Annotated in this window: 16 protein-coding genes, 1 rRNA gene and 1 pseudogene; 3 read left to right on the top strand and 15 right to left on the bottom strand. The window is 54.6% G+C overall.

All coding sequences use genetic code 11. The features are described 5' to 3' along the window. The 7 genes and pseudogenes from BLO51_RS14880 to BLO51_RS14850 form a co-directional block, all read right to left on the bottom strand. Nucleotides 1-260 (bottom strand): 16S ribosomal RNA (locus BLO51_RS14880); the annotation flags it as partial. Nucleotides 261-611: 351 nt separating this feature from the next. Next, nucleotides 612-1472: an inositol monophosphatase family protein gene (locus tag BLO51_RS14875; RefSeq protein ID WP_090673070.1), complete on the bottom strand. Its 861-nt coding sequence runs from the start codon at nt 1470-1472 to the stop codon at nt 612-614. Nucleotides 1473-1698: 226 nt separating this feature from the next. Further along, nucleotides 1699-2461, bottom strand: a pseudogene (gene fabI, locus BLO51_RS14870) (enoyl-ACP reductase FabI). Between the two features lie 106 nt (nt 2462-2567). Then, nucleotides 2568-3560, bottom strand: a complete 993-nt coding sequence (gene uvsE, locus BLO51_RS14865; protein WP_090673068.1) for a UV DNA damage repair endonuclease UvsE — start codon at nt 3558-3560, stop codon at nt 2568-2570. Nucleotides 3561-3703: 143 nt separating this feature from the next. Next, nucleotides 3704-4021 (bottom strand): hypothetical protein, encoded by a 318-nt coding sequence (locus BLO51_RS14860; protein ID WP_090673066.1) that lies wholly within the window; start codon nt 4019-4021, stop codon nt 3704-3706. Nucleotides 4022-4110: 89 nt separating this feature from the next. After that, complete coding sequence (locus BLO51_RS14855) at nt 4111-5241, bottom strand: D-alanine--D-alanine ligase (RefSeq protein ID WP_090673064.1); 1131 nt, start codon at nt 5239-5241, stop codon at nt 4111-4113. A 118-nt stretch (nt 5242-5359) separates the two neighbouring features. Further along, nucleotides 5360-6382 carry an amidase domain-containing protein gene (locus BLO51_RS14850; RefSeq protein ID WP_090673063.1) on the bottom strand — a complete coding sequence of 341 codons (1023 nt, stop codon included), beginning with the start codon at nt 6380-6382 and terminating at the stop codon, nt 5360-5362. A gap of 237 nt (nt 6383-6619) precedes the next feature. Here BLO51_RS14850 and acnA point away from each other — a divergent pair, with 237 nt between their 5' ends. Next, complete coding sequence (acnA, locus tag BLO51_RS14845) at nt 6620-9325, top strand: aconitate hydratase AcnA (RefSeq protein ID WP_090673061.1); 2706 nt, start codon at nt 6620-6622, stop codon at nt 9323-9325. Nucleotides 9326-9415: 90 nt separating this feature from the next. Here acnA and BLO51_RS14840 read toward each other — a convergent pair whose 3' ends face one another. After that, nucleotides 9416-10162: an IclR family transcriptional regulator gene (locus BLO51_RS14840; RefSeq protein WP_090673059.1), complete on the bottom strand. Its 747-nt coding sequence runs from the start codon at nt 10160-10162 to the stop codon at nt 9416-9418. A gap of 379 nt (nt 10163-10541) precedes the next feature. On the opposite strand from BLO51_RS14840, the gene BLO51_RS14835 reads away from it, so the two are divergent. Together BLO51_RS14835 and BLO51_RS14830 are read left to right on the top strand one after the other, a co-directional pair. After that, on the top strand, nt 10542-11564 hold the full coding sequence (locus BLO51_RS14835; RefSeq protein ID WP_090673057.1) for an alpha/beta hydrolase: 1023 nt from the start codon (nt 10542-10544) through the stop codon (nt 11562-11564). Nucleotides 11565-11663: 99 nt separating this feature from the next. After that, entirely contained in the window at nt 11664-12914 is a 1251-nt protein-coding gene (locus BLO51_RS14830; RefSeq protein ID WP_090673056.1) for a Fe-Mn family superoxide dismutase, read from the top strand. Between the two features lie 71 nt (nt 12915-12985). Here BLO51_RS14830 and BLO51_RS14825 read toward each other — a convergent pair whose 3' ends face one another. The 7 genes from BLO51_RS14825 to lepB form a co-directional block, all read right to left on the bottom strand. Beyond that, nucleotides 12986-13363, bottom strand: coding sequence for a DMT family transporter (locus BLO51_RS14825; protein ID WP_090673054.1), 378 nt, complete (start codon nt 13361-13363; stop codon nt 12986-12988). 67 nt (nt 13364-13430) lie between these two features. After that, nucleotides 13431-14021, bottom strand: coding sequence for a GTP cyclohydrolase I FolE (gene folE, locus BLO51_RS14820; protein WP_090673052.1), 591 nt, complete (start codon nt 14019-14021; stop codon nt 13431-13433). 78 nt (nt 14022-14099) lie between these two features. Beyond that, nucleotides 14100-14315, bottom strand: coding sequence for a YneF family protein (locus tag BLO51_RS14815; RefSeq protein ID WP_090673050.1), 216 nt, complete (start codon nt 14313-14315; stop codon nt 14100-14102). 82 nt (nt 14316-14397) lie between these two features. Then, nucleotides 14398-15426: an HD-GYP domain-containing protein gene (locus BLO51_RS14810; protein WP_090673048.1), complete on the bottom strand. Its 1029-nt coding sequence runs from the start codon at nt 15424-15426 to the stop codon at nt 14398-14400. Continuing rightward, the gene (locus BLO51_RS14805) at nt 15423-15956 is read right to left on the bottom strand and encodes a methylated-DNA--[protein]-cysteine S-methyltransferase (protein ID WP_090673046.1); all 534 of its coding nucleotides are present in this window, start codon (nt 15954-15956) and stop codon (nt 15423-15425) included. The genes BLO51_RS14810 and BLO51_RS14805 overlap by 4 nt, the downstream gene beginning before the upstream one ends. After that, nucleotides 15940-17187, bottom strand: coding sequence for a tRNA epoxyqueuosine(34) reductase QueG (gene queG / locus BLO51_RS14800; RefSeq protein ID WP_090673043.1), 1248 nt, complete (start codon nt 17185-17187; stop codon nt 15940-15942). The genes BLO51_RS14805 and queG overlap by 17 nt, the downstream gene beginning before the upstream one ends. Further along, entirely contained in the window at nt 17187-17783 is a 597-nt protein-coding gene (gene lepB, locus BLO51_RS14795; RefSeq protein ID WP_245719674.1) for a signal peptidase I, read from the bottom strand. Before lepB ends, queG begins: the two co-directional genes overlap by 1 nt. Nucleotides 17784-17785 lie beyond the last annotated feature (2 nt).

Genomic DNA, 17785 nt, shown 5'->3' with positions numbered 1-17785 from the left:
CCCCACCAACTAGCTAATGCGCCGCAGGCCCATCTGTAAGCCACAGGTTGCCCCGCGTTTCTTGATCTCCTCATGCGAGAAGACCACTTATCCGGTCTTAGCTACCGTTTCCGGTAGTTATCCCAGTCTTACAGGCAGGTTGCCTACGTGTTACTCACCCGTCCGCCGCTAGCTTTACCCGAAGGTAAAACCCGCTCGACTTGCATGTATTAGGCACGCCGCCAGCGTTCGTCCTGAGCCAGGATCAAACTCTCCATTAAAGAAAAGCTGATAAAGCTCAAAATTTACTACTGACGAGAATTTTCATTCTCTTTATGACACTCACTCAATGTTCAGTTTTCAAAGGGCAATGATGTTCGTCATTTTTCGACTTCGTTTTACAATCCGTCGAAAGCGACCTCTTTAATGTACCACATCTTCAACCTGTAATGCAAGTACTTTTTTTAAGTTTTTTTTCGAAACTCTTCAAAAGCTTGTCCTTGCACCAGTTTGCGATGCCCCAGCTCATGGCCGGAAGACTAATATACCATGGCTCAAATCGAAAATCAACCCCTCTACATAAAAAAGATACAAACCAGCGTTGGTTTGTATCCAAGGACAGAAATATCACTTTAAATTCCGGTGGCCGAAGCTGCCGACAGCTCCTGCTGGATTTCGTCGTGAATATGACCATTCGTAGCCAGAACATCGCGGACATGCAAGCTGTACGGCTTCCCCTCCATATCGGTAACCTTCCCGCCCGATTCGGAAATAAGAAGCGCTCCGGCAGCCATATCCCAAGAATTTAAGCCGATTTCCCAAAATCCGCTCAAGCGTCCTGCAGCTACATAAGCCATATGCAGAGCCGCAGATCCTGCCACGCGAAGATTCCTTACTTTAGGAGCCAGCGCTTGAACGCCTCGCAGGTTCACCGGCAGGGCGCCTGCCCGATCAGCAGGGAATCCGGTAGCAACCAAACTGTCGATAAGCTTCGTTTCGGAAGAAACTTGCATACGCTTTCCTTTGAGATAAGCGCCTTTTCCTTTCTCGGCGACATACAATTCGTTGTGAACGGGATTGTAGACAACGCCGACAATGACCTCGCCTTTATGAGCAAGCGCCATCGAGATGGAGAAAAAGGGAAAGCCGTGTACGAAATTCGTCGTGCCATCCAACGGATCGACGATCCACAAATATTCGGCGTCGCTCAGTTGCTCCAGCGCTCGCTTGGAAGCGTCTGGACCGGGAGCGACTCCTTCCTCGCCCAAAATAACATGATGAGGGAAATGCGTCAGTATCAAATTACGAATCATCGTTTCGGCACCCTTATCGACTTCCGTGACAAGATCGTGAGACGAATATTTGGTTTGCAGCTTGTTGAAGTCTCCAAGTTTGCTTTGAATCCATTCTCCCGCTTTGGAAGCGATATTAATTGCGACCGCGGTAAAGTTTTTGCTGCCGACTGCAAAGGAGGGGATGTTGGAATTGGTCATTACTAATCATTCCTTTTCTATACCAATAAATAAAAGTCTTTTTTAATCCTAGTGACATGACAACAGATCGAATAGTATCAGTATAGTTAATATACGTAAAATATGCTACGGAGTTTCGTCCAAACCGGCAGTCAATTGTGACAAAACCTTGATTTTCCCGAAACACCCAATTTATACAAGAAAACCACCCGCCGATATGACGGATGGCTGTGTTATAACTGGAGGATTAAACGCCGACAATGTGGTACCCGCCGTCGACATAAATCACTTCTCCTGTAATCCCGCGGGATAGATGGTAAGAAGAGAGCCGTATCTCCAACCTCGGCGGTTTCGGTCGTGCGGCGAAGGGGTGCTTTTTCCTCGACGGTTTTCAAGATGGAATTGAAATCTTTGATGCCTTTGGCTGCGAGAGTACGGATCGGGCCTGCCGATATGGCATTAACACGGATGTTATATTGGCCGAGATCGTTCGCCAAATAACGTACGCTGGCTTCGAGCGCCGCTTTGGCGATCCCCATGACGTTATAGTTTTTCATAGCCCGTTCGGCGCCCAAGTAAGTCATGGTCATAATGCTGCCGCCTTCGGTCATCAGCGGGTAAAGCTTCTGGGCCACGGCCACCAGGGAGTACGCGCTTATATCATGGGCTAATGCAAAGCCGCCTCTCGACGTATTGACGAACAGCCCTTCCAGCTCCTCCGTGCGCGCAAAAGCGATGCTGTGCACAATGCCGTGCAGCACGCCAAACTGTTCTTTCAGGGCTCCGGCCAGCTTCTCGATATCTTCATCCGAAGTGACGTTGCAAGGCAGGATGACGGAGTTCGGAATCGTATCGGCCAGCTTCCGCACCCGCTCCTCGACCCGCTCGCTTTCATATGTAAAAACAAGTCTTGCGCCGTGGCTCGCCAATGATTGCGCGATCGCCCAGGCAATGCTGCGGTCGTTAGCGACCCCCATGACCAATATGTTTTTGCCGGCAACCAAGTTCATATCCATCAGTTCCCCTCTCATCCATAAAATAGGGCTCGGACAACTTTCTCCCTTCTCAACGTACTTTATTTTAACAATGATTTCAAGTGTGCGGATTCGTCGAAAATTACAGCTCAAACGAGGCCTGGGACAATATCGTAATCCCTTCTTCCCGACCGATCACTTCCATAAGGTGAAACAGCGCTTCGTCTTTCCTTTTTGCCTCAAGCATGATATCGAGCCGCGGCGTTGTTGGGGCAATGGCACGCAAAAATGGCATGAGAATGCCGGTATCGATGAAATCGGCATGGCCGCGGGGATCTTTTTCGCTTTTGGGGCTGGAGACATGAATTTTGGGCGGCAATTCGTGCGGAGGAACTGGGGTATCCGCCTGCGCTTTCTGACTTTGCCATGTCCGTTGAATGCGCGGCCATAGCTCTTCCGCCGCCTCTGCACTCCGGTTCACTTGGTCGTGATGAATGTCAAGCACCATCGGAACGCCCACCTCCTCGCATACCTCCAAGGTTTCGAGGGCGGTAAACGTCTTGTCGTCGTTCTCCAGCGTCATCCGCTCCCGAATCCGTTCCTCTAAAGCATCGAAATTGCGAAGGAACCGTTCTCTTGCCGTTTTTTTGTTGCCGTACATGCCCCCAATATGAATGTTACACTTGGCCGACGCGTCCAGTCCCATCGCTTCCAGCATGCGAACATGACGATCCAGATCGGTGAAAGAGTGCCGAAGCACCTCCTCCCGCGGAGTGCTTAATACTGTAAAATGATCGGGATGAAAGCTGATTCGCATCTGATACTTCCGGGCGTAGCTGCCGACTTCCGCAAACGATTCCGCCAGCTCTTCCATCGGGTCCCAATCACTAAGCATCTCGTGGCCGACTAAGGGAATCAGCTTGGAAGAGCAGCGGTATAGCTCAATGTCATGCGCCCGGTTATGCTTTAGAAGCCGCAGCGTGTTGTGAAGATTCTCGGCGGCAATCCGCTCCAGCTTGCGCAGCGCCGCATCCCGGTCGTCAAGCTTGGCGAAGTTGGTATACGTCATCGTTTTGGAAGGCGAGGCATTCTGGACAATCATGGACATAGCCACATAACCAAGACGAACGATCATGCTACAATCACGCTCCCGATAGTTAACTACTCCATAGCTTGTCCCCGGAAAGAAAAAAAGCACCCTCTTCCATGGCTGGAAAAGGATGCTCCCTTGAAGGTTTAAGCACCGTTACACTATGCAGGGTTGGCCGAATCGGCAATCTACGCCCGCTCTCCGAAAAACATCTCGTGAGCCAATGATGTCTGGATGCGCGCTTCTTCCTCGTTCAGCTTGCGAACCAGCTGCATCTCGACTTGCGTCACTTCTTCGCCCTGAAAATTAATTTCGGCGATAGAGGCGAGTATTTTAACGATGGCAACGGCTTGGTTATCCGGCGTATAGGCGATAACTTTCTGTCCGGTAGGAAACACGCGGAAGCCGCTCTTCATCATTTTGCCGCGGCCGTACTCCAGCAGCTCGAACAGCTCTTGTTCGGATTTGAACTTGCATACAGAATTGAACTCGGTTTGAAATCCCATGAATTCGCTCCTTTCGGCCGTTTTTTAGCTTAAGCATATCGAACCCAGGAAGACAAAAGCAAGTTCCGGCGCTCAACCTGTGCCGAAGGTTAGTCCAAGGCATACTCCAAGCGCTGCTTCTCGGCGTGACGGTCCAGCGCAAGACGAATCAGATCGTCGATCAGCTCACTGTAAGGCTTCCCGCTCTCGCGCCACAGCAGCGGGTACATGCTGTAAGGAGTGAAGCCCGGCATGGTGTTTATTTCATTAATGAAGATTTTGTTGTCTTCTTTCCGTAGAAAGAAATCGACGCGGGACAAGCCCGAACCGTCGATAGCCGTGAAAGCCCGAATGGCGAGTTCCCTGATTTCTTCCGCCGTCTCTTGCGGAATTTCCGCCGGAATAATCATCGACGAGGTACCATCGACATATTTGGCCTTGTAATCGTAAAACTCGCTCGAAGATACGATCTCGCCGACGACGGAGGCTTGCGACTCGTCGTTGCCGAGCACCGCCACTTCCAGCTCGCGGGCATTCACGAACTCTTCGACAATGACCTTACGGTCGTAACGAAACGCTTGATTGACGGCGGCAAGCAGCTCTTCGCGGTTGCGCGCTTTGCTCACGCCGACGCTCGATCCGAGATTGGCCGGCTTGACGAAGCAGGGATACCCGATCGAGATTTCAATTTCCATCAGGAAATAGGCGTTGTCTTTTTCCCACTGGCTTCGCGTGAAGTGGCGGAAAATGCATTGAGGCAGGCCTTCCTGGGCGAATATTTTTTTCATGGTGATTTTGTCCATGCCTACGGACGAAGCTAGTACGCCTGCGCCTACGTAGGCAATGTTCGCCATTTCGAGCAGCCCTTGAATGGTGCCGTCTTCGCCGAACGTGCCGTGCAGCAAAGGAAATACAACATCCAGCGGTGCAGACGGCGAAGAAGCGCCCGATACCTTAATCGGCGCGTCGGCGGAAGCCGGTTGGGCGGCAAAAAACGGCTGAAGGGCAAACTCTCCCGAAGATTCGGACGAGCCATCGAACGCAAGCGCTTCGACCGATTCGGCCGGCGCCGTAAGCTGCGGGCCCGAATGCCAGTCCCCTTGCTTGGTTATGTAAAACGGCTGCACCTCATATTTGTTCAAGTCGAATGCTTTGATGACGGCCAGTGCCGTTTGGAGCGAGACTTCATGCTCCCCGGATTTGCCGCCGTAAATCAAGCCTACACGTATTTTGTCGCTCATAGAAACCTCCGGAAGAATGTTGATCCATGCCGTCTAAAATCATGAAAAAGCGGGCTCCGTGCATGGCCGACGGCAGAAAAGCGAAGCCTAAGCTACGGCACTGCTAAATTCGGAAAGATTAAAAAGAATCGGATAAATGCAGGAAACGGTAGCTCGTTCGCTTCGTCCAAGCCGGGGAATCCGCATAGCTCCAGTACCGATGCTTGCTGTTGATCGTCTGAGCATTGACAAGCGGCATGCCGCTTAGGTCCTTGGCGGTAACAATGGTCGTATGCTGATACCGGCCGTCGCCGTCCCAATCATAGCTTATGACATCGCCCAAATCGAGCTGCTGCGGATTCGCCACTTCCTGGGCCCGCAGCCCTCCGCGGCTCGTCAGTAAATAGAACTGCAGACTTTCGGCTACGGCCCAACTGAAGCTCCAGTGCTCCTGACCGCCGACCCGGCCTTTGTACCACCAGCCCGAATCCCTTTTACCAGTATAGTTCATAGGCGCTCCGCCTGCAAAGATGCATTGGGACACGTAATTGCTACAGTTGACCTCAAAAGCAAGATAGGTCGGATTGGTTCTATCCCACCACTGATCGGCGTAACGCACCGCTTCGAGCCGGTTGTAGGGGGTGCGGGCGGCGGCTTGCTGGAAATGCGAAATGATTTGCGTATTCAAATACGGTACGGAAGGAGCACGCATTAACCCGACGGCGGCAAACGAATCTTCCGCCTGCATGATCCCGCCCGCAACCGGAGGTTTTAAACGTAAAGCCTGTTCCGTTTGAAGATATTCGATATGTACAACGGACCAGCCGTCTGACGCCGGGGAAAGGGTGACCCGTTCCTGTTCGATCCGCTGCTCTTCGTGGAGGACCTGCCGAATCTCGCCGATGGTCGTCCGTCTGAGGGTGACATCGGCTACGATGCTGTCTCCGCGCTCCGCCACTTGATCGACGGTGAGCCGGGTTTCGCTTTTGGTTGGTACGAATTGCCGCTGACCGTCGGTGTCCGCCCGCCGGGCAAGCCTCTCGGTCTGCGCACTCAAATAGGCGGCGTCCTTCACAAAGGGCAGCATCGGTTCCACGGAATAATCGATGTCCATTTGATTGCGATGATGTACATAGTCGTAGAGGGTCGCTTTCCAAGACACGGCATCGTTCCCCTTTCATTCGGAAGCTTGTGCGGCTAAGATCGATTTATTTCTATAAGGACAGAAAACATTCATTCCCATGGTATGCGCGCTGCTGAATAAAAATGAGCGAAATCCACCTTTACGAAACGGCCTTTCAGCATGTATACTATAGCTATGGCTAATAATGAAATCAAGTTTCATACAATGAAACAAGATCCATGCAGCTGATTACTTGTTCTAAGGAGGAATAGCACCATGTCTAAAAAAGACCAATTCTCGGTCCGCAAGCAGCTGAACGTTGGCGGTCAATCGTACAACTACTACAGCCTGCAGGCGTTTGAAGCGCAAGGCAAAGGCCATGTGCAAAATCTGCCTTTCTCCATTAAAGTTCTGCTTGAAGCGGCGATCCGTCAATTCGACGGCAAGGCGATCACGGCAGAGCACGTGAAACAAATCGCTGGCTGGGCTTCCGAACGCGACGCCAACAAAGAAATTCCGTTCATTCCGGCACGGATCGTGCTGCAGGACTTCACCGGCGTACCGGTCGTCGTCGACCTGGCAGCCATGAGAGATACGATGAAACGGGCGGGCGGCGACCCGAAACGGATCAACCCGCTTGTTCCGGTCGACCTCGTTATCGACCACTCGGTTATGGTTGATGCCTTCGGTTCCCCGGACGCACTCGAATATAACGAACGCATCGAATTCGAGCGCAACGAGGAGCGCTATCGCTTCCTCCGCTGGGCGCAAACGGCGTTTGACAACTTCCGCGCCGTGCCGCCGGATACCGGTATCGTTCACCAAGTTAACCTTGAATATCTCGCATCCGTCGCAGCAACGAAAACCGTTGACGGCGAAACGGAAGTTTATCCGGATTCCCTCGTCGGTACGGACTCCCATACGACGATGATCAACGGTCTGGGTGTCGTTGGCTGGGGCGTCGGCGGTATCGAAGCCGAAGCAGGCATGCTGGGCCAACCGCTGTATTTCGTTACGCCGGAAGTTATCGGCTTCAAGCTGACCGGTACGCTGGCGGAAGGCGCTACGGCAACCGACCTCGCGCTCACCGTAACCCAAATGCTGCGTAAAAAAGGCGTTGTCGGCAAGTTCGTCGAATTCTACGGCCCAGGCCTGAGCAACATCAGCTTGGCAGACCGTGCGACGGTAGCGAACATGGCTCCGGAATACGGCGCAACGATCGGCTTCTTCCCGGTTGACTCCGAGTCCTTGAACTACATGAGAGGCACGGGCCGCAGCGAAGAGCAAATCGCGCTTGTCGAAGCTTACTATAAAGAGCAAGGCATGTTCCGCACCGATGCAACGCCGGATCCGGTGTTTAGCGATACGCTGGAGCTTGACCTCAGTTCGGTCGTTCCGAGTTTGGCCGGTCCGAAGCGTCCGCAAGACCGCGTTGAGCTGACGAACATGAAGGAATCGTTCAACAGCATCGTCCGCACCCCGATCGAAAAAGGCGGCTACGGCTTGTCCGACGAGAAAATCGCGGAAACGGTCGAAGTGAAGCATCCGAACAGCGAAACGAGCAATATGGGCACAGGGGCCGTCGTCATCGCAGCGATTACTTCCTGTACCAATACGTCTAACCCAAGCGTTATGCTGGGCGCCGGTCTCGTTGCGAAAAAAGCGGTAGCTCTCGGCCTCAAAAAACCGGGCTACGTCAAAAGCAGCTTGACGCCGGGCTCCTTGGTCGTTACCGACTACCTGAAAAAAGCCGGTCTGCTCGAACCGCTTGAAGCTCTCGGCTTCCACGTCGCCGGCTACGGCTGTGCAACGTGTATCGGTAACTCCGGTCCGTTGCCGGACGAAGTAAGCAAAGCGATCGCCGACAACGACATGACCGTAGCTGCCGTACTGTCCGGCAACCGGAACTTTGAAGGCCGCGTTCACGCCCAAGTGAAAGCTAACTACCTGGCTTCTCCGCCGCTTGTCGTCGCTTACGCTTTGGCCGGTACGGTCAACATCGATTTGGCGAACGATCCGATTGGCTACAACCAAAAGAACGAGCCGGTTTACCTGAAAGACATCTGGCCGACATCGCATGAGATTCAAGAAGCTATCAAAACCGCGATGAGCCCTGCGCTGTACCGTGAAAAATATGCCAACGTGTTCCGTTCCAACGAGCGCTTCAACGCGATCCAAGTACCGGAAGGCGAGCTGTACGAGTGGCCGACTTCTACGTATATCGCGAACCCGCCGTTCTTCGAGAACTTGGGCGCCGGACTGTCGGACATTGCGGATATCCGCGGAGCCAAGACGCTTGCGCTGCTCGGCGACTCCGTCACGACGGACCATATCTCGCCTGCGGGTAACATCAAGGTCGACAGCCCTGCCGGCAAATACTTGATCGAGCATGGCGTGAAGAAAGAAGACTTCAACTCCTACGGTTCCCGCCGCGGTAACCACGATGTTATGATGCGCGGTACGTTTGCGAACATCCGTATCCGCAACCAAGTGGCACCGGGCACCGAAGGCGGCGTAACGACTTACCTGCCGACCGGCGAAGTCATGTCCATCTACGATGCTTCGATGAAGTATCAAGAGCAAGGCACGAACCTCGTCGTTATTGCCGGCAAAGAATACGGCACAGGCAGCTCCCGCGACTGGGCGGCAAAAGGAACGTTCCTGCTCGGCGTGAAAGCCGTCATCGCGGAAAGCTTCGAGCGGATTCACCGTTCCAACCTCGTCGGCATGGGCGTGCTTCCGCTGCAATTCTCGGAAGGTCAAAGCTGGACATCGCTCGGCTTGACCGGCAGAGAAACGTTCGACATTACGGGTCTGAGCAATGACGTACAGCCGGGTCAAAAAGTATCCGTCAACGTCACGCGCGAAAACGGCTCGAACTTCAGCTTCGAAGCCATCGTCCGTCTGGACAGCTACGTGGATGTCGATTACTACCGCAACGGTGGTATTCTGCAAACTGTCCTACGTCAAATCATGGCGTAAGACGAAGCCTTTTATATACAAGAAAGCCCCAATCCTCCTCGTGAGGCCTTGGGGCTTCTTTTTTTGGGCTATATGAAGCAGCTCCGTCGATTACTTCAGCATTTTGCCCATCCTGCGGGCGGCCTCCATCAACGCAGGCGCATGCTCCTTCATCTTCTTGAGCGTCAGCCGGTTGGCCGGCCCCGATACCGCGAGAGCGGCGACCAGCCGCTGGGCGCGGCCGAAGATCGGCGCCGCCACCGCCGCGGCGCCGGGTTCGCGCTCCTCGACGCTGGTGGCGTAGCCCAGCGTCTTCACTTCCTCCAGTTGCTGCAAATAAGCAGCTGGAGACACCACCGTCGGCCAGGACGGATCGCGCAGCAGCAACTGCTGCTCGTCCGGATCGGCGAAGGCGACGAGGATCTTGCTCGACGCGCCGACGGACAGCGGCAGTCTCGCCCCGATCGGAGCGACCCGGCGGATCGCCTGGTTGCTCTGAACCGCCTGCACGCGGACGCGCTCCATCCCGTCGCGCACGTACAGGCTGACGGTCTCGCCGACTTGGTCGCGCAGTCGTTCCATCTCCGGCAGCACGATCAGCGCCGGATCGTCGCTGTGCGTCAAATTGGCGCTCAGCTCCCAGATGCGAAAGCCGAGGCGGTACCGCTCCGAGGCCGGGTCGCGGATGATAAAGCCTTTGCCTTCCAGCGAGGCTAACAGCCGGTGGACCGTACTTTTGTGCAACCCGACCTTTGTGGAAATTTCCGTTAAGTTCAAATCTTCCGCTTCCGTAAAGCAAAGCAATATATCCAGAGCCCGTTCGACGGCGCGAACGGTTAGTTTGCCATCTTCGACCATATTCCCACTCCCCGAAAATCTGTTTCACTGGTTGAAATCTATTATAGCCGATTTCTATGCGTTTTCCTATATGAAGGTCGTTCCTTCTTCAATAAAATATTGTTTTCCAGTAGTTGTAACAAGCGATGTTACAGGGAGATTACAGAAAGTTTACATTTTTCGCGCAATATTGACGCCCGGTCTTTCTCACTATACTATAAAAATATAAGGATCTTACAAGCCTCGAATTTTCGAATCTGACAGCAACTGTACAGCGCAAGTTTTTCTCTCCGATCGCATCGCTTGGATAAAAAGCTCGCGTTTTCAAATCGTTATCAGGGCCGTATCCGATGTCATCCGCAACAGGCAGTCATCTTAGTTTCAATGGGAGGGATCCGGCATGGAAACCAATTCTTATTCACCCGTACCTTTAACCACCACTACGGTTGAAAGCGCTATCAAACGTACTTCCTTCCTTAGAAGGTACCGGGGTCTGCTTCTCGCTCTGCTGTCCGTTCTGCTTCTGTTGTTCAGCTTAACGATGGCCTTCCACGCTTATGTAGCTTGGACGCTGGGCCGGCCGCATATCGATCCACTGCGTTCAAATCCCGCCGCCGCCTTTGGCGCCGCTTACGAGGACGTGCAATTTCCAAGTCTGAATGCCTCTTCGAATCTGTCCGGCTGGTATATCCCGTCGAGCGCTGGAACGGCAGCGGCCCGGCAAACGGTTGTGTTCTCGCACGGCTATGGCGGGAACCGCGAAGAAATCTGGGTACCCATCTACGATTTGGCGAAGGCAGTCCACGATATGGGCTACAACGTGCTGATGTTTGATTACGGCTTCGTCCAGCCTCAGTGGAACGTGACTGGCGGTTTGCGCGAATCGCAAGAGCTGCTGGGCGCCGTCCAGTACGCGAAGGACCGGGGAGCCGAAAAAGTGTTCGTCTGGGGCTTCTCGATGGGAGCCGGAACGGCTCTGCAGGCCGCGCTGCAAACGAAAGACATCGACGGCATGATTCTGGACAGCACGTTCATACTCGAACCGGACACTTTGTACCATAACATGAAGCAGGCAGCGAATTTGCCGAAGTTTTCTCAAAACCTTGTGTATATGTTTTTCCCGCTGATCAATGGAGTCAGCTTGAACCAAGTGCCTTATAACAAAGTGAAAGAGACGCAGTATTCGCTGCCGATTTTCTTCATCCACAGCAAGAAAGATTTGCTGGCCCCGTACGAAATGGCGGAAGGGATCTTCCAGAAGCAAAAAGCGGATTCCGGTTCCGCGCTGTGGTTGCTGGAAAACGACGGGCACGAGCTCATCTATCGCGCTCACAGCAAAAGCTATCTGGAGATGACGACCGGCTTCCTTCGTACGTTGTCCTCCGCTCCGGTACAACCGCTGAAGTATAATAAAGCCCGTTAGACAAATCAAACATAGCTGTACCCCTCCCCGAATACAATGTTCCTGTAGCGTCCGGCCGCGAAAGCCGGATGAAGCAGAACGACGGGGAGGTTTTTGCGTATGCTGTACATTTACGGTTCCCTGATGCCGCTCAGGGTATTGGAGGAAATTCGGTTCTGGAAAATGCAGGAGAGAGAACATACGGTCGTCATCCGCGAACTGGTACCCAAGCTCGAACCGGAATATGCCGCGCTGTTGCAGCAATGGGAAGGCGTCCTCGCGCAGACGGAAGCCGCCAGCCAGCAATGGATCGAAGCCGTGCTGCGGGCCAAGCCCCCGGTCAGTCCGTATATCGTCGACAAAGTTAATGAGTTGCTCTATGCGTCCATTGCCCAGTCGCAGGAATTTATCCGCCAGTTGTTTTTCATTCTGGAACGAAGCCTTCCGGTTCGGGCAAATCCGGTCGTCCAAACCGTGTTCTTGCACATCATACGCGAATCCGAATATTTCCTGGGCGTTCTGCATGCGGTCCAAGGCACGCCTGAAGGAGTTGAAGAGTTTCGCGCCGAGGATGCAGTGGATGCACCGGATGCAGTGACTGAGAACCGTGCTCCGGACGAGGAGCAAGCGCACATCCACTTATGGCGCAGCGAAAACGAACCGCTTCCCATCGATCTGAATCAGCTAACGGCGACGCAGGAAGGCACGTGGGCGGGAGAACGGCCTCAGTCAGCCTATTCAAAGCCCGTACCGATCGGAGGCCACAAGCTACCGCCTCTGCCCTATGCCTACAATGCGCTTGAGCCGTATATCGATGCCGAAACGATGCGGCTGCATCATGACAAGCACCATAAAAGCTATGTTGACGGGCTAAATAAAGCCGAGAATATGCTTGCACGCGCGAGGGAAACGGGCGACTTTTCTCTGGTTAAGCATTGGGAAAGGGAAGCGGCGTTCCACGGAGCCGGGCATTACCTCCATACGATTTTCTGGAATGTGATGAAGCCGGGCGGTGGCGGAAAAGCGACGGGACCGATCGCGGCGGAGATTAAAAAATCGTTCGGCTCTTACGAAGGGTTTCGCAAGCAATTCAGTGCAGCGGCGGATAAAGTGGAAGGCGGCGGCTGGGCCATTCTGGTCTGGAGCCCGCGCAGCCACCGGCTGGAAATTTTACAGGCGGAAAAGCATCAAAACTTGTCACAATGGGACGTCATCCCGCTCCTCGTGCTGGATGTATGGGAGCATGCGTATTACCTCAAATACAAGAACGAACGGCCCAAATATATTGAAGCTTGGTGGAATACGGTAAATTGGGACCATGTTAACGAACGGTTCGCGGCTGCCCGTCATTTGATGTGGCTGCCTTATTGAAGCTTAACGAATCCCCGGCTGACAGAAATCAGGCTCGCACGCGCAAGACCAGCGGATACGCCATGCATCCTTTAGTCCTGTGCCTGCTGTTTTGACGCAAGGTCCGATTGAGCATCGGCCGTGCTTCCGTGAGCCCCTCCGCCCAGGTTCAGTCCGATGACGCCAAGAATGATTAACACAATGGAGCCGGCTTTTAACAGCGACATGGACTCGTTAAAATACAAGTAACCGATCACCGCAATGACCGCCGTTCCGAGACCCGACCATATCGCATACGCCACGCTCACGTCAATTTGCTTCAACGAGAAATTGAGCGCCGTAAACGCCAGCAAGTAAAAGACGACCATGAGAATCGAAGGCGTCAGCCGCGTAAAGCCTTGCGAAAATTTCATCGAAATCGTTCCAGCGATTTCAAGGGCAATCGCAGCCCCCAAATATAACCAATACATATGCACGTCTCCCTTGTATCCATTGTTCGAAAGAAAAAGGACGCAGGCTCCCCCGCATCCTCTGTCCCTACTCTTTAATTAGCGATAAAAACTCCGAGCGCGAGGCCGCATCCGTACGAAACAGTCCGCGAACGGCGGAGGTGACGGTTTTGCTGCCCGGCTTCTTGACACCGCGCGCGCACATGCACAGATGCTCGCCCTCGACGACGACCATGCAGCCGTGCGGCTCAAGCACCGACTCGATGATGTCGGCAATTTCCGACGTAATCCGCTCCTGCACTTGGAGGCGGCGAGTGACCGCTTCGACCAAGCGGGCGAACTTGCTCAGCCCGGCAATTTTGCCGCTCGGAATGTATCCGATATGGATTTTGCCGAAGAACGGCGCCATATGATGCTCACACTGGCTGTAGTAGACAATATCCTTCACAATGACGAGTTCCTCATGCTTCTCGTCGAAGGCAACGCCTAAAATATCCTTCACGTCCGCGTCATAGCCCGCAAAAATTTCTTCATACATGCGGGTTACCCGCGCAGGTGTGTCAAGCAGACCTTCCCGGTCCGGATCTTCGCCGATCAGGCGCAAAATCTCTCGGACATGATACTCGACTTGTTCCCGGTTGTCGGCAACACGGCTGTTTCTGTACTCTTTGGCCGGCATTGGTTATCCTCCTCCTGAATTCGTCCGGAGTTTCCGTTCCAATATAGAAAGAAAAGCCCGCGATCAGGCTTTTCGGGCTTACGGACGAAACTTTTGATTCTTCATCATAGTTTGCATTTTCTGCATCTGCTGCTTGTTCAAGTTGTACCCCATTTGCTTGGCCATCTGCTGCAGCATTTCCGGACTGCTCTGCATTTTTTCAAGCTGCTTGCGCAAGTACTGCACACCGATAAAAAAACCGGCCGCGCCTCCGGCAATGAGGGCGATAACCGCGGTAATAACGTAACCCCACATAATCGTACCTTCACCTCAAACGATGGATGTCATTTCTTCATCATAGCATGTCAAAGCCTCGGTTACAAACACCATTTTCACGCTACATCAGGACGCTCTCGATAAACACGGTCGTCTGCTTGGCCAAATCAACTTCCTTGACCTCCATGTCGTCTCCGCCGCCCTTGACCACACGGATGACAGGTCGGCCCGGCAGCCCCCGGTGCTGGCCGACCACGACGCCGGTTTCCCGGGTGGACAGCTTGACCGACGTGCCTGTCGGATAAACCGACACCGTACGCAAAAACTGGATCACGATCTCCCGGTCGAGCTTCTCGCCTGCCAACACCATCATGCGTTCGCATGCATCGTGCGGCAGCATCCGCCGGCCTTCGGACAAATCGAACAGCAGGTTGTCATACGTATCCGCCACGGCAACGATGCGGGCGTACAGATGAATCTCCTCGCCCGGCAGCTGACGCGGTATGCCTTTTCCGTCCATCGTCTCGTGATGTTGAAAAGCGACGTGCGCAATCAGCAAGCTGAGCTCCCGCTTATGCTTCAATACTTCAAAGCCGCGCCACGTATGATGCTTTTTCGGATCGCCGCTGTCATCGTCCGTGACAAGCTCAAGCTTGCCGACATCGTGCAGCAGCGCGCCGATCGCCAGTTCCTTCAACTGCGTCGTCGGCAGCCCCATATTGATGCCAATCAAGGTCGACATCATACAAACGTTGATCGCATGCACGTACATTGCGTTGTCGTGCGTCCGGATATCCGACAGCTGCACCAGCACTTCTTTGTTTTTCATAATATCGTCCAGCAGCGTATCGATGCTTGCCCCGACATGCTTCATGTTGAAATCTTTCCCGGATCGGATCGAATCGATCGTCTCTCCCATCCGCTGCATCACGGCCCGTTTCGTCTCCTCCGATACAAGGTCGACCGGCTCGATATCGTCAAACTGAGGGTCTTTAATATAAATCATCGTCACGCCGATCCGCTTCAGCGTCGTGATCATGAATACGGTTAGCTGCACCCCTTCGGATAGCAGCACCGCCCCGTTCGCAGAAAAAATCGTCCGTCCCAAATATTGCCCGGACTCGACGTTCTCGATATGCACGTATCTCACGCTAGGGCCCCTTTCCCCGAAAAGCCTTCATGCTGAAGCAAAAACGTCTTTATATGCAGTCCGCCGCCGTATCCGACCATCGCGCCGCTTGCGCCAATCACGCGGTGACAGGGCACAATAATCGGGACCGGATTGCGGTTGTTCGCTCCTCCTACGGCGCGCACCGCTTTAGGCGAACCGATCCAGACGGCAACGTCTTTATACGACCAGACTTCACCGAACGGAATATCGGTCAACGCCTTCCATACTTGAATTTGAAACGGCGTGCCGCGCAAATCCAGAGGCAGATCGAACGTCCGTCTCGTACCGGCAAAATAAGCCTGCAGCTGCTCAGCCGCCTCAGTTAACGCTCCGGGGTCCCGTACCCAATCGTCCGTACCGTAACGCTGCCCGGACCAAGCGCGAAGCTTCGATTCGACATCGGCGAACGCGCCGAATTCGATCTGACACAAGCCGCCTTGCGGCTCTGCGTTCCAGCCGAGCGTCAATACGCCGATCGGTGAATCGATTTCATCATACCGAATCGCCATCCTGCTCATCCCCCTGTCGCTCTCCCGTAAATTGCGCGCGCGCTTTGCCGATCTCCCGGCGGGCGGCCTCGTCCCGCTCCGTCTCCCAAGCGGCGTCCAGCGCCTCGCGCGCAGCCACGCCTCCGATGCGGCCGAGCGCCCAGGCCGCCGTGCCGCGAATCTCGGGACGCTCGTCTTTCCGCAGCAGTTCCGCGAGCTGCGGCACGCTGCTTGCATCCCGGAAGTTGCCCAGCGCGAGAATCGCGTTGCGCTGGATAGGCTTGCGGCCGCGCCAAGCGGCGGCGCTGTGGCCGAACCGCTCTTTAAACTCGCGGTTCGACATCGACAACAGCGGCAGCAGCAGCGGCTTGACGACCTCGGGGTCCGGCTGCAGCTCCGGATGATGCCCGGCGTGAATGCCTTTATTTTTGGGGCAGACGATCTGGCACGTATCGCAGCCGTACAGCCGGTTGCCGATTTTGCGCTTCAGCTCGTCGTCCTCGATGAGCCCTTTTGTCTGCGTGAGGAACGAAACGCAGCGCTGCGCGTTAAGCTGTCCGGGGCCGACAAGCGCTCCGGTCGGGCAGGAATCGATGCAAAGCGTGCAATCGCCGCAGCTCTCGGTTACTGGCGTATCGGGCGGAAACGGCACGTTCGTGATCAGTTCGCCGAGGTAAACCCAAGAACCCCATTCCGGGGTAATGACGCAGCAGTTTTTGCCGACCCAACCGATCCCGGCCCGCTCGGCCACCGCCCGGTCGACAAGCGCTCCGGTATCGACCAGACTTGCCGTGCGCGCTCCCGGCACCCGTTCGCGAATCCAGGCCTCCAGCCTTGCCAGCCGGTTGCGCAGCACGTGATGGTAGTCCTGCCCCCAAGCGGAGCGGGACAAAATGCCCCGGTACGCGCCCGGCTCGGACCGCGGCGCGTTTCTCAGCTTCGACGGATACGCCACCGCAATCGAAATAATGGACCGGGGCTCTGTAAGCGTCAACGCCGGGTCCACACGCTTCTCGATATCCGGCTCCTCGAAGCCGGATTCGAACCCTTTCTCGCGGTGCCGGATCAAAATATCCTTCAATTCGACGAACGGGTCGGCGCTCGCAAAACCGATCTTGTCAATACCCAGCTTCGCCGCATCCGCTTGCAGCTGCTGCTTGAGCTGTCTCCAGTCCGCAGGCTGCAGCTTTGCCGTCGCCGCAAAACGTTCGCTCTGTTGCTCCGTTCCCGCCCTGCTGTCTTCTTTTTCCATTACAGGCTCCTCCACTTTTGCGGCGGCCATACGATCCATTCCGCCCGTCCGATTACCCGGGTTACGGGAATGGCTCCGAAAGTACGGCTATCGTAGCTGGCATACAGGTGTCGGTTGTCCCCCAGGACAAACAGATGGCCTTCGGCAACCGTATAAGGCTCGAAGCGCCCGTCCTCGATGCTGGAATCCGTGTACGCTTCCTGCGCCTCGCTGCCGTTGACGTAAAGCTTGCCGCCCCGGATATGCACCTCGTCTCCGGACAACGCTACCACCCGCTTCACCAAAAAAGGATGCATCGATTCGCTTCCCGGCGGCTCCTGGATGACCACGACGTCTCCGCGCTTGGGCGGCGTTCCGGCGTAACGGATCGTTTTATTGATAAACAGCCATTCGCCCTCTTCCAGCGTAGGCTGCATCGATTCCCCTTTGACTGTGGACAAATGAAACACGAATTGATGCATGAGCACGATCAAGGCCAACGCAAATGCGAACCACTTCATCCAGCCCAGCAGCTCCCGTAAAGGGTTGGAGCTAACCGGGCTTTCCGACGGGCTTTCGGTCCGTTCGCTTTCGTTGTTGCTCAGAGAAAAGCTCACAT

Origin of the sequence: Paenibacillus tianmuensis (assembly GCF_900100345.1) — a bacterium.
Classification (GTDB): domain Bacteria; phylum Bacillota; class Bacilli; order Paenibacillales; family NBRC-103111; genus Paenibacillus_G; species Paenibacillus_G tianmuensis.
Note: the sequence above shows the minus strand (reverse complement) of the source record. Positions and strands in the feature narration are given on the sequence as shown.